14 protein-coding genes are annotated in these 12,948 nt (G+C 66.5%); 12 read left to right on the top strand and 2 right to left on the bottom strand.

Annotation, left to right across the window (positions count from 1 at the left end; translation table 11 throughout):
* Positions 1 to 6 precede the first annotated feature (6 nt).
* Positions 7 to 177, bottom strand: coding sequence for a hypothetical protein (locus K368_RS27065; protein ID WP_197031012.1), 171 nt, complete (start codon positions 175 to 177; stop codon positions 7 to 9).
* Between the two features lie 210 nt (positions 178 to 387).
* Here K368_RS27065 and leuD point away from each other — a divergent pair, with 210 nt between their 5' ends.
* The 3 genes from leuD (at position 388) to K368_RS0111775 (ending at position 3,019) form a co-directional block, all read left to right on the top strand.
* Positions 388 to 990: a 3-isopropylmalate dehydratase small subunit gene (gene leuD / locus K368_RS0111790; RefSeq protein WP_027172595.1), complete on the top strand. Its 603-nt coding sequence runs from the start codon at positions 388 to 390 to the stop codon at positions 988 to 990.
* An 80-nt stretch (positions 991 to 1,070) separates the two neighbouring features.
* Positions 1,071 to 2,261 carry a lytic murein transglycosylase gene (locus K368_RS0111785; protein WP_027172594.1) on the top strand — a complete coding sequence of 397 codons (1,191 nt, stop codon included), beginning with the start codon at positions 1,071 to 1,073 and terminating at the stop codon, positions 2,259 to 2,261.
* 503 nt (positions 2,262 to 2,764) lie between these two features.
* Complete coding sequence (locus K368_RS0111775) at positions 2,765 to 3,019, top strand: hypothetical protein (RefSeq protein WP_155935093.1); 255 nt, start codon at positions 2,765 to 2,767, stop codon at positions 3,017 to 3,019.
* Positions 3,020 to 3,166: 147 nt separating this feature from the next.
* Here K368_RS0111775 and rplS read toward each other — a convergent pair whose 3' ends face one another.
* Positions 3,167 to 3,622: a 50S ribosomal protein L19 gene (gene rplS, locus K368_RS0111770; RefSeq protein WP_018042354.1), complete on the bottom strand. Its 456-nt coding sequence runs from the start codon at positions 3,620 to 3,622 to the stop codon at positions 3,167 to 3,169.
* A gap of 277 nt (positions 3,623 to 3,899) precedes the next feature.
* On the opposite strand from rplS, the gene K368_RS0111765 reads away from it, so the two are divergent.
* The 9 genes from K368_RS0111765 to lnt all read left to right on the top strand — a co-directional run bounded on the left by K368_RS0111765 (position 3,900) and on the right by lnt (position 12,920).
* Complete coding sequence (locus K368_RS0111765) at positions 3,900 to 4,466, top strand: NifU family protein (protein ID WP_027172592.1); 567 nt, start codon at positions 3,900 to 3,902, stop codon at positions 4,464 to 4,466.
* A 123-nt stretch (positions 4,467 to 4,589) separates the two neighbouring features.
* A complete protein-coding gene (tsaB, locus tag K368_RS0111760; RefSeq protein ID WP_027172591.1) occupies positions 4,590 to 5,270 on the top strand; it encodes a tRNA (adenosine(37)-N6)-threonylcarbamoyltransferase complex dimerization subunit type 1 TsaB in 681 nt (226 codons plus the stop codon).
* A complete protein-coding gene (locus tag K368_RS0111755; RefSeq protein WP_027172590.1) occupies positions 5,267 to 5,788 on the top strand; it encodes a GNAT family N-acetyltransferase in 522 nt (173 codons plus the stop codon). Before tsaB ends, K368_RS0111755 begins: the two co-directional genes overlap by 4 nt.
* A gap of 27 nt (positions 5,789 to 5,815) precedes the next feature.
* Entirely contained in the window at positions 5,816 to 6,688 is an 873-nt protein-coding gene (locus K368_RS0111750; RefSeq protein WP_027172589.1) for a lysophospholipid acyltransferase family protein, read from the top strand.
* A gap of 219 nt (positions 6,689 to 6,907) precedes the next feature.
* Entirely contained in the window at positions 6,908 to 8,248 is a 1,341-nt protein-coding gene (gene miaB / locus K368_RS0111745; RefSeq protein WP_027172588.1) for a tRNA (N6-isopentenyl adenosine(37)-C2)-methylthiotransferase MiaB, read from the top strand.
* Positions 8,249 to 8,398: 150 nt separating this feature from the next.
* Positions 8,399 to 9,469: a PhoH family protein gene (locus K368_RS0111740; RefSeq protein ID WP_197031072.1), complete on the top strand. Its 1,071-nt coding sequence runs from the start codon at positions 8,399 to 8,401 to the stop codon at positions 9,467 to 9,469.
* Entirely contained in the window at positions 9,469 to 9,966 is a 498-nt protein-coding gene (ybeY, locus tag K368_RS0111735; RefSeq protein WP_027172586.1) for an rRNA maturation RNase YbeY, read from the top strand. Before K368_RS0111740 ends, ybeY begins: the two co-directional genes overlap by 1 nt.
* A gap of 36 nt (positions 9,967 to 10,002) precedes the next feature.
* Positions 10,003 to 11,127 (top strand): hemolysin family protein, encoded by a 1,125-nt coding sequence (locus tag K368_RS0111730; protein ID WP_027172585.1) that lies wholly within the window; start codon positions 10,003 to 10,005, stop codon positions 11,125 to 11,127.
* A 194-nt stretch (positions 11,128 to 11,321) separates the two neighbouring features.
* The gene (lnt, locus tag K368_RS0111725; RefSeq protein ID WP_245259677.1) at positions 11,322 to 12,920 is read left to right on the top strand and encodes an apolipoprotein N-acyltransferase; all 1,599 of its coding nucleotides are present in this window, start codon (positions 11,322 to 11,324) and stop codon (positions 12,918 to 12,920) included.
* Positions 12,921 to 12,948 lie beyond the last annotated feature (28 nt).

The following is a 12,948-nucleotide window of genomic DNA, read 5'->3' as shown; positions in this document are numbered from 1 at the left end:
TGGGTCTCAGCGCTTGCCGCCCTCGGCGGGCAGGTGCTGGGCATAGGCTTCGCGCTCTTCGCGTTCCTTGATCAAATCGGCATAGGCCTGGCGCATTTCCGGTGACACGGAAACGCTCCGGGCCTTTTCCTTTTTGCGCTTGGGCGCCTTCTTGAACTGATTGTTGGTGTCGTTCATCGCGTCATCCCGGTCTTGGATCGCAGCTACCATAAGCGGCTTCGACGACTGCGGCGAGACAGGCTTACAGCCAACCACAGGCGGTGCTAAACATCGCCTGGATCGTCCTTGACCGACGAAAGCACCGTATGCCCTGCCCGTCCACCTCAGGATGAGGTTCATAGCTGGGGAGACGAGCGCGGAACACTCACCACCCGGACCTCGAGCATCATGGAAAAGTTCACCACCCTCACCGGCGTTGCCGCGCCGATGCGCATCACCAACGTCGATACCGACCGGATCATCCCGAAACAGTATCTCAAGACGATCAAGCGCACCGGCCTCGGCAAGGGCCTGTTCTCCGAGATGCGCTACAACGACGACGGCTCCGAGAACCCGGATTTCGTCCTCAACCAGCCGGCCTATCGCAACGCCAAGGTGCTGGTGGCCGGCGACAATTTCGGCTGCGGCTCGTCGCGGGAGCACGCGCCTTGGGCGCTGGCCGATTTTGGCATTCGCTGCATCATCTCCACGAGCTTTGCCGACATCTTCTTCAACAACTGCGCCAAGAACGGCATCCTCGCCATCATCGTCTCGCCTGAGAATCTGGAGAAGCTGTTCGACGATGCCGAGCGAGGGGCTAACGCCACCCTGACGATCGATCTGGAAAGCCAGACCATCAGGGGGCCGGATGGCGGCACCCTGCATTTCGACATCGATTCGGGGCGCAAGGAGAGCCTGCTCAATGGGCTCGACGAGATCGGCCTGACCCTCAAGCGCGCGCCCAAGATCGATGCCTACGAAGAGAAGCTCACTGCGCGCGGATTTGCCTGAGCGCGGACATCATCACGGTTCGTTTACCATGCGCGCGGCTTAAAGGTCGGGAAACGCCGAAACCCGCCGGGAGACCACCCATGATGTCGCGCGCGAAGCTGACCGCCCTCCTCTGCCTCGCGAGTGCGGCAGCGTCCGTCCCCGCCAAGGCCGACTTCCGCTCCTGCCTCGCCTCGCTTCAGGCGGAGGCGGCCTCGCAGGGAATCTCCGCCCAGACCTTCCGCGCGGCGACCGACGGCATCGCTTTCGACGACAAGGTCATCGAACTCTCCCAGGCGCAACCCGAGTTCAAGACGCCGATCTGGGACTACATGGCCGCCCTCGTCGACGAGGAGCGCGTGGACGACGGCAAGGCGGCGATGAAGCAGCATGGCCAGGCCCTCGCCAATGCCGAGGCGCGCTTCGGCGTCGACCGCTACACCATTGCCGCCGTCTGGGGTGTGGAATCGAATTTCGGCAAGAATCTCGGCAAGATGCCGCTGGTTCAGTCCTTCGCCACGCTGATCTGCTCGAACCACCGCCGCGCCGCCTTCTTCAAGGGCGAGCTGATGGCGACCCTGAAGATCATCGAGCGCGGCGACATCGACCCGTCTCGCCTCACGGGGTCATGGGCTGGAGCCTTCGGCCAGACCCAGTTCATGCCCACCACCTACCAGCGCCTCGCCGTCGACGGCGACGGCGACGGGCGCCGGGATCTCGTGGACTCGGTCCCCGACGCAGTGGCCTCCACTGCCAACTTCCTGCGTGTGGCCAAATGGTCGAACGGCCAGCCCTGGGGCTACGAGGTGCGCGTGCCGAAGGGCTTCAATGCCGGGGCCGCCGGGCGCAAGAACAAGCACGCCGTCGCTCATTGGGCCTCCATGGGTGTCACCCGGATCGACGGGCGCCCGCTCTCTGGCGATGGTCCCGCCGGCATTCTGATCCCGTCGGGCGTCAACGGTCCGGCCTTTCTGGTGACCAGGAATTTCGACGCACTTTATTCCTACAACGCTGCCGAATCCTATGGTCTGGCCATCGCGGTACTCTCCGACCGCCTGCGTGGCCGCTCCGGCATCCAGGCGGAATGGCCCACCGACGATCCGCCCCTGTCGCGCGCCGAGCGCCGCGACCTTCAGACCCGACTGGCGGCTCAGGGCTACGATGTCGGCGAGCCGGACGGCAAGGTCGGCGCCAAGACCCGCGACGCGATCAAGGCCATCGAGCGCAAGCTCGGCATGCCGCAGACCGGGCGGCCGGGCGGCAAGGTGCTCGAGGCCCTGCGCCGGGGATAGTGTTTAGAGGAGGTGGCGTGTCCTCCTCCGTTCGGCCCGCCGACCCCACCTTCGATGCCCCCGTTATGGGCACTGATGAAGCCCACTCCACCTTCGAGACGGCGCCGGTCGCCGCCTCGGGCCATGACGGGCGGGGGCTCCGACCTGAGGGGGACGTTTACGAAGACATCCTCTCATCGCTTTGACACAAGTAGCGCGATCGTTTTTTTAAGATGATACCGATCTCTATTGATCCTTGTCGAGGTCGATCTCCGAAGTAAAATCTCTATTGATTGGGATTTGTGCCGCTAGTCCGCCGGCGGCCTGCTCCATCTCACTTTGAAAGAACCGCGCTCAGACCTCCTCAGGCGGTTAATCCAGCCCTTCGAACGCCATGTCGGGCATTCCCTCTTGTCCCGTGTGCCGCCGCACTCTGTTCAAGGGCTAGGCTGATTGACTTAGGATTAGGCATAGTTAGCCGCCCGTTGATCCTTATGTAGCTGAAACATGCACTAAGGAAAATCATGTTGTACAAAAATGTAGCAATTGCGGCTGTGCTCGTTCTCGCGACAGCTTCCTCGGCTGCGATCGCCCAGACCTCGGGAAAGCGAGGCGCTCAACAGCGTCATCAGGATATCGACGCGACCCATGCGATCGACCAGCGCTACGAGCCGTCGCGGATGCTGAGCCCCGCGCCGAAGCAGGAGATGAAAATGATCCCCTTTCCGCGCGGCGGGCGGATGGAGATGATCCTCGTGCCGGCCAATCCGTCCTCGTAAATGTTGCGACCAAGGATGGGGCGAACCGAGCATGTCTCGGGATGCGGGACCGCTTTGGGATGGATGCCGATGCGGCGTCCATCCGCCAACGAAAAAGGCCGGGCAATGCCCGGCCTTTCGCACTTCTGAAGTGTTGCGCCGGACAGCTTATTCAGCAGCGGTCTTGGCGGCAGATTTCGCGGCCTTCTCGGCCTTGCGGGCGTCCTTGTTGGCCTTCGAGGCATCGGCCTTGGCGGCCTTCTCGGCCGGGCGATCGGCGCGCTCGACGATACGGGCCGACTTACCGCGACGGTCACGCAGGTAGTACAGCTTGGCGCGACGGACTTTGCCGCGGCGCACGACGGCGATCGAATCGATCATCGGCGAGTAGACCGGGAAGACGCGCTCGACGCCCTCGCCGTAGGAAATCTTGCGGACGGTGAAGCTCTCGTTGAGGCCGCCACCGGAGCGCGCGATGCACACGCCTTCATAGGCCTGCACGCGGGTACGCTCGCCTTCCTTTACCTTGACGTTCACGGTCACCGTGTCGCCGGGCTGGAAGTCGGGAATGGTCTTGCCGAGCGCAGCGATCTGCTCCTGCTCGAGCTGCTGGATGATGTTCATGGTCAAGTTCCTGCCGGTGCGCGCCCGCGATCCCAGGAGGGGAATGCGTGCGTCAGGATTTCGGCATCCTGTTTTGAGTTGCCGCGGGCCATACAGGAAGCATCGGCTCTTGTCGACAACCCCACGCAGCGAAAGCGCGTCCGCGGGTACCCCCGCTTGGGTGTGCAGGTTGAGAAAATCCCGCGCGCAGTCCACATGGATAGAGAGGCGCGGGCCATTCCGGCGCCCTTCCCGGCCGGCCTTGAACCGGCGCAGCGGACGAGGATACGACACAGCCATGTTCATCCAGACCGAAGCCACCCCGAATCCCGCCACGCTCAAGTTCCTGCCCGGCCGCGTGGTCCTGCCCGAATCGACCTTCGAGGCACGCGATGCCGACGCCGCCGCGCGCTCTCCCCTGGCGCAGCGCCTGTTCGACGTACCCGGCGTCGCGGGCGTGTATTTCGGCCATGACTTCATCTCGGTGACGAAGATCGAGAACGAGCATGGCTGGCCGCAGGTGAAACCCGCAATCCTCGGTGCGATCATGGAGCATTTCCAGTCGGGTGCCCCGGTCCTTGCCGAAGGCGTCGTCCTCGGCAGCGATGACGCGGAGGAGTTCTACGACGAGGCGGACCACGACACCGTCGTCACCATCAAGGACCTGCTCGAGACCCGCGTGCGCCCGGCCGTGGCCAGCGATGGCGGCGACATCACGTTCCGCGGCTTCAAGGAAGGCGTGGTCTACCTCGAAATGAAGGGGGCCTGTTCCGGCTGTCCCTCCTCCACGGCCACTCTCCGGCACGGGGTGCAGAACCTGTTCAAGCACTTCCTCCCCGAGGTGCGCGAGGTCCAGGCGGTCTGATCGCCGTCGCAAGCGCGCAACACCCCGCGTCCTTCGTCTCTTTCGAGGCCGCCCCGCACTGACGGGGCGGCCTTTTCCGTCGTAAACTCTCACGCCCGGCGGGCATCCCGATCTGGAGTGACGTTGCGTATCCTGGCTATCGACACGGCGCTCGACGCCTGCTCCGTCTGCATCGCGACGGATCTCTCCGACGATCTCCTCGCGGAAGAGTCCATGACGCTGGCCCGTGGCCATGCCGAGGCGCTGCTTCCCATGCTCGAACGCGTGATGGCGCGGGTGGAGGGCGGATTCGAGAGCCTCGACCGGGTCGCCGTCACCGTCGGTCCCGGAAGCTATACCGGCCTGCGCGTCGGCCTGTCGGCCGCCCGGGCAGTGGGCCTTGCGTCACAGATTCCCGTGGTCGGCGTCACCACCCTCTCCGCGCTCCTGGCGCCGCTCCTCGCCACGAACGGCCAGGGCCTGATCGCAGCCGCCATCGATGCCCGGCACGGCTCGGTTTATTTTCAGGCCATGAACATGGCCGAAGGCATCGTTGTCCCTCCGAGCCTGTTGCGGCTCGAGGAGGCGGCGGATCACGTGGGCCGCGACACCGTCACCCTTGTCGGGTCCGGCGCGCCCGCCCTGGCGAGCCTGCTCAGATCCCGCGGCATCGCCGCGACGGTCAGCGATGCCGGGCCGCCCCAGATCGCCTGGATCGCCTCCCTCGGCATGCTGGCCGACCCCGCCCAGGCCCTGGCGCGCCCCCTCTATCTGCGCGGTCCGGACGCCACTCCCCAGGATCACGCGAGGCTGGCCCGTCAATGATTCGTCCCGTCTCTCCGCTCTGGGCTCTCGATTGGTGGCTGGCCTGGTGGGATGCTTGGGGCGGCGAGCCCTATGTCGCGCCCCTGCGAGACTCCGCCTCTGCCACCGCTCTCGCCCGCCTCCATGCCACCGCCTTCGCGCGACCGTGGGACGCCCATGAATTCGAGCGGATGCTGTGCGAGCGCTCCACCGAGGCCCACGCCCTGTGGCGCGCCGGCGCGATCCAAGGCTTCATCCTCTCGCGCCGTGTCGCCGACGAGGCCGAGATTCTCACCGTCGTCCTGGCGCCTGCCATGCGTGGTGGCGGCCTGAGCCACAAGCTCGTGCGCGAGCATCTCGGGCATCTCGCCCTGAGCGGCGTGCGCAATGTCCATCTCGAAGTCGACGAGGGCAACGCCGCCGCCCTGAAGCTCTACGCCCGGCACGGGTTCAGGCAGGTCGGCGAGCGGACAGGGTATTATGCCCGCCCCGATGGCAGCCGCGCCACCGCCTTCACTATGACGGCGTCCCTATTGTGAGACGCGATTCGTGACCGGCGGCGGACGATGACGCGTCTCGGCACCATCTTCCGGCTCCTGATCTGCGTCCTCGCCTTCGGGGTGCTGGTCGGGCCGCATCTCCTCAGCCTGAGATTCGGGCGGGGGCGCATCGCCGCCCATACGCCCACCTATTTCCACCGGATCTTCCTGGCCCTGTTCTCGGTCAGGGTGACCCAGAGCGGCACGCCGCCTGCCCTGGGCGAGCCGGCCCTCGTCCTGTCCAACCACATCTCCTGGCTCGATATCCTCGTCCTCGGGTCGCTGCGGCCGCTCTCCTTCGTGGCGAAATCGGAGATTTCCGGCTGGCCCGTGGTGGGAACCCTAGCCCGGCTTCAGCGCACCGTCTTCATCGACCGGGCGCGCCGTGCGGCCACCGCCAGCGTCAACGCCACGGTGGCGAGCCGGTTGACCGACGGCGATCTCATCGTCCTCTTCGCCGAGGGTACCACGGGCGACGGAACACGGCTGCTGCCGTTCCGCTCCTCCCTGGTGGGTGCCGCCCGCTCCGCCATCGATGCCGAGGGCGGCACGCGCGACAAGGTGCGGCTCCAGCCGCTCGCCCTCACCTATCCGCGCCGCAACGGCTTGCCCGTTGTCCGTTCCGAACGGCCGGGCATCGCCTGGTACGGCGACATGGAACTCGCCCCTCATCTGGCGGTCTTCCTGAGAGAGGGGCCGATCGACGTGCACGTGGTCTGGGGGGATCCCATCGGCTTCGCGGCCGGCACTGACCGCAAACGCGCCACCGCCATGGCCCAGGCATCGGTGCGCAGGGCGATGCAGGCCTCAGTGACGGGACGATGGGAGGGCGAGGCAGCGGTTCGGCCGATTCCGTCACTCGATACCGAGACGTTGCCTGCATCGGATATCGCCGCCTGAACCCCACCAAGTGCCCATGATCGGCGGCTTGATGGCCGCTCGACATGCGTCTTTGAAATGTAGCAGAACGGTGCGGCTTTCCTTCAACATCGGTCGTTGTCGCGTTCTCGCGCATCGTGCCGTGAGGAAGCGACGAGCCGGGGGAAACGTGCTAGCACCGCCGACAACAGGGAACGTCCGAGCGACGCCCGAGGTTCATACGGTGCTGGAACGGTCGCGTTGAAGAAAGCCTTCGTCAAATCCTACGGCTGTCAGATGAATGCCTACGATGCAGGCCGCATGTCGGACCTGCTCGCCAGCCAGGGCTATGCCGCCACGGAGAGCGTCGAGGAGGCGGATGTCGTCGTCCTCAACACCTGCCACATCCGCGAGAAGGCCGCCGACAAGGTCTATTCCGAACTCGGGCGCCTGCGCGTTCTGAAGACGGCCCGGGCCGAGGCCGGCCTCGACACCCGGATCGTGGTGGCCGGCTGCGTCGCGCAGGCCGAAGGCAAGGAGATTCTGGCGCGGGCGCCCTCGGTCGACGTGGTCGTCGGCCCGCAGAATTACCATCGCCTTGCCGATCTCCTCACCCGTTCCGCCTCGATGCGCGTGGTCGACACGGAGTTTCCCGTCGAGGACAAGTTCGACCACCTGCCCATCCGACGGACGGCCGCGGTCTCTTCGTTTCTCACCGTGCAGGAAGGCTGCGACAAGTTCTGCGCCTTCTGCGTCGTGCCCTATACGCGCGGCGCCGAAGTCTCTCGCTCCGTGGACGCGATCCTGGACGAGGCGCGCAAACTCGTTCGGGGCGGGGCCCGCGAACTCACGCTGATCGGGCAGAACGTCAACGCCTATCACGGGGCGGGCGCCGGCGGCGTTCCTGTGGCGCTTCCCGCGTTGATACGCGCCCTGGAGTCGATTCCCGAACTCCTGCGCCTGCGCTACACCACCAGCCACCCCAACGACATGGCCGAAGACCTGATCCGGGCGCATGGGGAAATCGCCGCCCTGATGCCCTACCTGCACCTCCCGGTTCAGTCGGGCTCCACCCGCGTGCTACAGGCGATGAACCGCAAGCATACGAGCGACGAGTACCGCCGGCTCATCGAGCGCGTTCGCCGGGTTCGCCCGGACATCGCCCTGTCCTCCGATTTCATCGTCGGGTTTCCCGGCGAGACCGATGTGGAGTTCGAGGAGACGATGCGCCTCGTGGCCGAGATCGGTTTCGCCTCGGCCTATTCGTTCAAGTACAGCCCGCGCCCCGGTACGCCGGCCGCCGAGCGGGACGACGCCGTTCCCGAGGCCGTGAAGTCCGAGCGCCTCGCAGCCCTGCAGTCCCTGCTCGACGCCCAGCGTCACGCCTTCAATGCGTCCGCCGTTGGCCATGTGGTCGAGGTGCTGGTGGAGAAGGCCGGACGTCATCCGGGACAGGTGGCCGGCAAGACGCCGCACCTCCTGCCCGTCCAGTTCGATGCCCCGACCGCCGCCATCGGCACGGTCGTCCCTGTACGCGTGGTCCGCGCCGGCTCGAACAGCCTGTTCGGCGAAGCCGTCACCGACGGGGCGGCGGCCGCTTGAGGGCGCGCATGCGATGCAACCGCACCTCCATCCCAGGCGATGGTCCGGCCGCATCGTGCCGTTCCCGATCCATTCGCGACGCTAGCGATACCTACAGCAAGGAGCCTCGGCGTGTCGGCATCTGACGGTCTGAGTGGACGGGGGGCGCCCTTGCGCGGGCGTGGGCCGGCGGCGCGCATAGGAGAGATCGTGGAGACGGTGGATGTATCGCTGACCTTCGACGATAACCGGCTCGCAAGCCTCGTCTTCGGTCAGTACGACCAGAACGTGGCCCATATCGAGCGGCGTCTCGCCGTCACCGCCACTGCCCTGGGCAACCACCTCGTGGTGAAGGGACTGCCGGATGCCGCCGAGAAGGCGCGCAAGGTCTTCGAGCGGCTCTATGCCCGCGTGACGGCGAGCGGCACTGCCCTCACCCTCGGCGATGTTGACGGCGCGATCCAGGAGACCACGCTCCAGGGCAACCTCTTTCCCTCCGCCGAGGTGAGCGCCGAGCCGGACCGTCCGCATTTCGACCAGATCGCCACGCGCAAGCGCGGCGCCGTGCGAGCCAGGAACGCGGCCCAGGACACCTACATCAAGCTCCTGCGAAACCACGAACTCGTCTTTGCCGAAGGCCCCGCCGGCACCGGCAAGACCTGGCTCGCGGTAGGCTATGCGGTGTCCCTGCTGGAACAGGGCCATGTGGAGCGGCTGATCCTGTCCCGCCCGGCCGTCGAGGCTGGCGAGCGCCTCGGCTTCCTGCCCGGCGACATGCGAGAGAAGGTCGATCCCTACCTACGCCCGATCTACGATGCGCTCTACGATTTCATGGAGGCGCGCCATGTGGACCGCAGCCTGCAGACCGGCGTCATCGAGATCGCGCCCCTGGCCTTCATGCGCGGGCGGACCCTGACTAACGCCGTCGTCCTCCTCGACGAGGCGCAGAACACCACCTCGATGCAGATGAAGATGTTCCTTACGCGTCTTGGCGAGAACTCGCGGATGATCATTACCGGTGATCCGAGCCAGGTCGATCTGCCGCCCGGGCAGAAATCCGGCCTCGTAGAGGCCGTGAACATCCTCGACGGCGTCGAGGGTATCGGCCGGGTCACCTTCCGCGACGTCGATGTGGTGCGTCACGACCTCGTTCGCCGCATCGTGACGGCTTATGAAACCGCCGCCCATGGCGAGGGCGGTGCGGATCGCTCGCCTACGTCCCGCCGCCGTCCCCTGGCCTGATGCCGATGCCCGAGATCGAATCGGAGATCGACGTCGCCGTGGAGGACCCGCGCTGGGACTCCGTGGTGCCCGACCTCGAAGCCTTCGTCATCCGTGCAGTCGAGGCGGGAATCGCCATTGCACCCGACGTACCGGATCATCCGGTGGAGGTGAGCGTACTGCTCACCACCGATGCCGTGGTCCAGGACCTGAACCGCACTTGGCGCGGCAAGGATAAGCCCACCAACGTCCTGTCCTTCCCCGCCCCACCGCAACCCGCCCATACCGGCGTCGCGGTGCCCCTCGGCGATGTCGTTCTTGCGTATGACACGATGCTGCGCGAGAGTGCCGAGCAGGGAAAACCGCTTCAAGACCATCTCGCGCACCTTCTGATCCATGGCACTCTTCATCTTCTCGGCCAGGACCATGAGACCGGCGACACGGACGCGAACGCCATGGAGGCCCTGGAGACCGAAGCCCTGCACGGCCTTGGTATTCCCGACCCTTATGCCGACTGAGGGGCGATTCCGCCCGCAATCCCAGATCAGAGAGACATGACGAACGATCGAAGTCGCGGCGCGGCTCAGGCTGCGCCCAGTAGCGGTGATGGTGAGGCGCAGGCGCGCGAGCCCTGGTACGACCGCCTGCTGCACGCCTTCCATCTCCGGCCGCGCGATTCGTTGCGCGACGATATCGAGGATGCGCTGGCCGAACCCGATTCGGGCGAGAACGTGTTCTCCCCCCTCGAGCGGGCCATGCTCAAGAACGTCCTCGGGCTGCACAAGGTGCGGGTGGATGACGTAATGATCCCGCGCGCGGACATCGTCGCCGTCTCCATGGAGACGAGCCTCGGCGACCTGCTCAAGCTCTTCCGCACTGCCGGCCATTCGCGGCTCCCGGTCTACGGCGAGACCCTCGACGACCCCCGCGGCATGGTCCACATCCGCGACTTCGTCGATCACATCGCCGCAAGGGCCGAAGCGACCATCCGTCGTCCGAGCGCCGCCGTCACCAGCGCCCTCCCCGATACGTCGGGCGATGTCGTCGCTGTCGTTCCCCCGCGCCCGCGCCGGGGCACCCGCGCCTTGAAGGCGCTCAACCTCGGCAATGTCGATCTCTCGGCGACCCTGGCCTCGACCCGGATCCAGCGTCCCGTCCTGTTCGTGCCGCCGTCCATGCCCGCCATCGATCTCCTGGTGCGGATGCAGGCGACACGCACGCACATGGCCCTCGTCATCGACGAATATGGCGGGACCGACGGGCTCATCTCCATCGAAGACCTTATCGAGATGGTGGTCGGCGATATCGAGGACGAGCATGACGTAGCCGAAGGCCGCCTCGTCCAGCGCGTCGAAGGCGATGCCGACGTGTTCGTGGCCGATGCCCGCGCCGGCCTCGCCGAAGTGTCGGAGGTGAGCGGCGTCGATCTCGTCGCGGCGGTGGGCGAGATGGCCGAGGAGATCGACACGATCGGCGGCCTCATCGTCACGCTGGCCGGGCGCGTGCCCTCGCGCGGCGAACTTATCACAGGGCCGGGCGACCTCGAATTCGAGGTGCTCGATGCCGATCCGCGCCGGGTGAAGCGGCTGCGGCTGCATCGCGGTCCAATGAAGATCGCCCCGCTGATTCCCCTGGCTCTGCCGCCGCCGAGCAGCGGCCCCGTCGCCGAAGCCTCCTGAGCAGGCTCGCATTGGCAAGCCGACGCTTCACCTCGCTCAGGTCGTTTTAGCGTGTTCGATAACGTGGCGTGCAGCGTGCGGACCCAAACGCCTGCCGGAATGGTCCGCCGATGATTCCCAGTGTCGAGGGCGTGAACCCGCATTCCGCGCCCGCAATCGCGACCGGACCGCTCGCCCACGGCGCGCAATGGATCATGCTCACCTCCGGCTGGCGCCGCATCCTCGTCGCCATCGTCTCCGGTGCCCTCGGCGCCCTGGCGATGCCGCCGTTCGGCGCCCTGCCCGCCCTCGTCCTGTCGCTCAGCATCGCCGTCTGGTTGATCGACGGAGCGGCGACGGGGCGGCGGGGCGATCGCGATGCCGTCCTCGCCTGCGCCGTCATCGGTTGGGCCTGGGGCTTCGGCTATCTCACCGCCGGCCTGTGGTGGCTCGGTTCCGCATTCCTGGTGGAAGCGGACGAGTTCCTATGGGCGTTGCCCCTTGGCGTGATCGGCCTGCCTGCCATCCTCGCGCTCTTCTACGCGGCGGGGTTCGCTCTCGCGCGGCTGCTCTGGTCCCATGGACCCGCACGTATCGCCGCCCTCGCTGTCGGCCTCTCCGCCTGCGAATGGCTGCGCGGCCACCTCTTCACCGGGTTTCCCTGGAACACGTTGGGCATGGCCCTCGGTCAGGGTCTGTGGCTGATGCAATCCGCTTCGGTGATCGGGCTCTACGGCCTCACTCTTCTGGCCGTTCTGATCGCGGCCGCGCCGGCCACCCTCGCCACGGGCACGGGGCGCGGGCGCTATGGGCCTGCGATGACGGCCTGCTTTGCGCTGGCCGGCCTGGCCCTGTTCGGCGCCACCCGCCTGCCTCCGGTGCCCACCGCCAGCGTGCCGGGGGTGCGCCTGCGCCTGGTACAGCCGAACCTCAACCAGGACGCCAAGTTCCGGCCCGAGAACCGGGCGGACATCATCGACTGGTACATCGGCCTCAGCGATCGCGCCGCTGCTCCCGACCGGACCGGCATCGCGGACGTCACTCATGTGATCTGGCCGGAATCGGCGTTTCCCTTCCTGATCCAGCGCGACCCGGAATCCCTGGCAAGAATCGCCGCCGCCTTTCCGGCCGGGCGGCAACTTATCACCGGCGCGGCCCGCGCCGAGGAGCCGCTGCCCAACGAGCGCCCGCGCTTCTTCAACTCGATCCTGACGATCTCGTCCGGTCCGAAGCTTGGCGACATCTACGACAAGGTTCATCTCGTTCCGTTCGGCGAGTATCTGCCGGGTCCCCTCGACGCCGCCTTGAGGGCAGTGGGCCTGCGCCAGTTCGTATCGATCCCCGGCGGGTTCACGCCCGGCAGCCGCTCCGGCCAGCGTCTCCTCGACGTGACGGGGCTTCCCCCCGTCGTCGCCACGATCTGCTACGAGGCGATTTTCCCCGGCGAAATCTTGCCCGGACATGCTCCCGACGGTCCGGCGCCCGTGCCGGGGCTGATCCTGAACCTCACCAACGATGCCTGGTTCGGGGATACGCCGGGGCCGCGCCAGCACTTCGCTCAGGCCCGGTTACGGGCCGTCGAAGAGGGATTGCCTCTGGTCCGCGACGCCAATACCGGCATTTCGGCGGTGGTCGATCCCTATGGGCGCATCACCGCCAGCCTGCCCGTGGGAGTCGAAGGCATCCTCGACGCGGATCTCCCCGTCCGATTGCCCGGCCGCACCACCTATGCCGTCCTGGGTGACCTTCCTTTTGCCGGGATGCTCGCCGGCCTCGGCCTCATCGCCCTCCTGGCCAAGCGTCGCGACTCGTGACTGCATCGTAACTCGTGAAAGCGCCGCA

The sequence above is a fragment of the Methylobacterium sp. 10 genome, assembly GCF_000519085.1.
Classification (GTDB): Bacteria; Pseudomonadota; Alphaproteobacteria; order Rhizobiales; family Beijerinckiaceae; genus Methylobacterium.
Note: the sequence above shows the minus strand (reverse complement) of the source record. Positions and strands in the feature narration are given on the sequence as shown.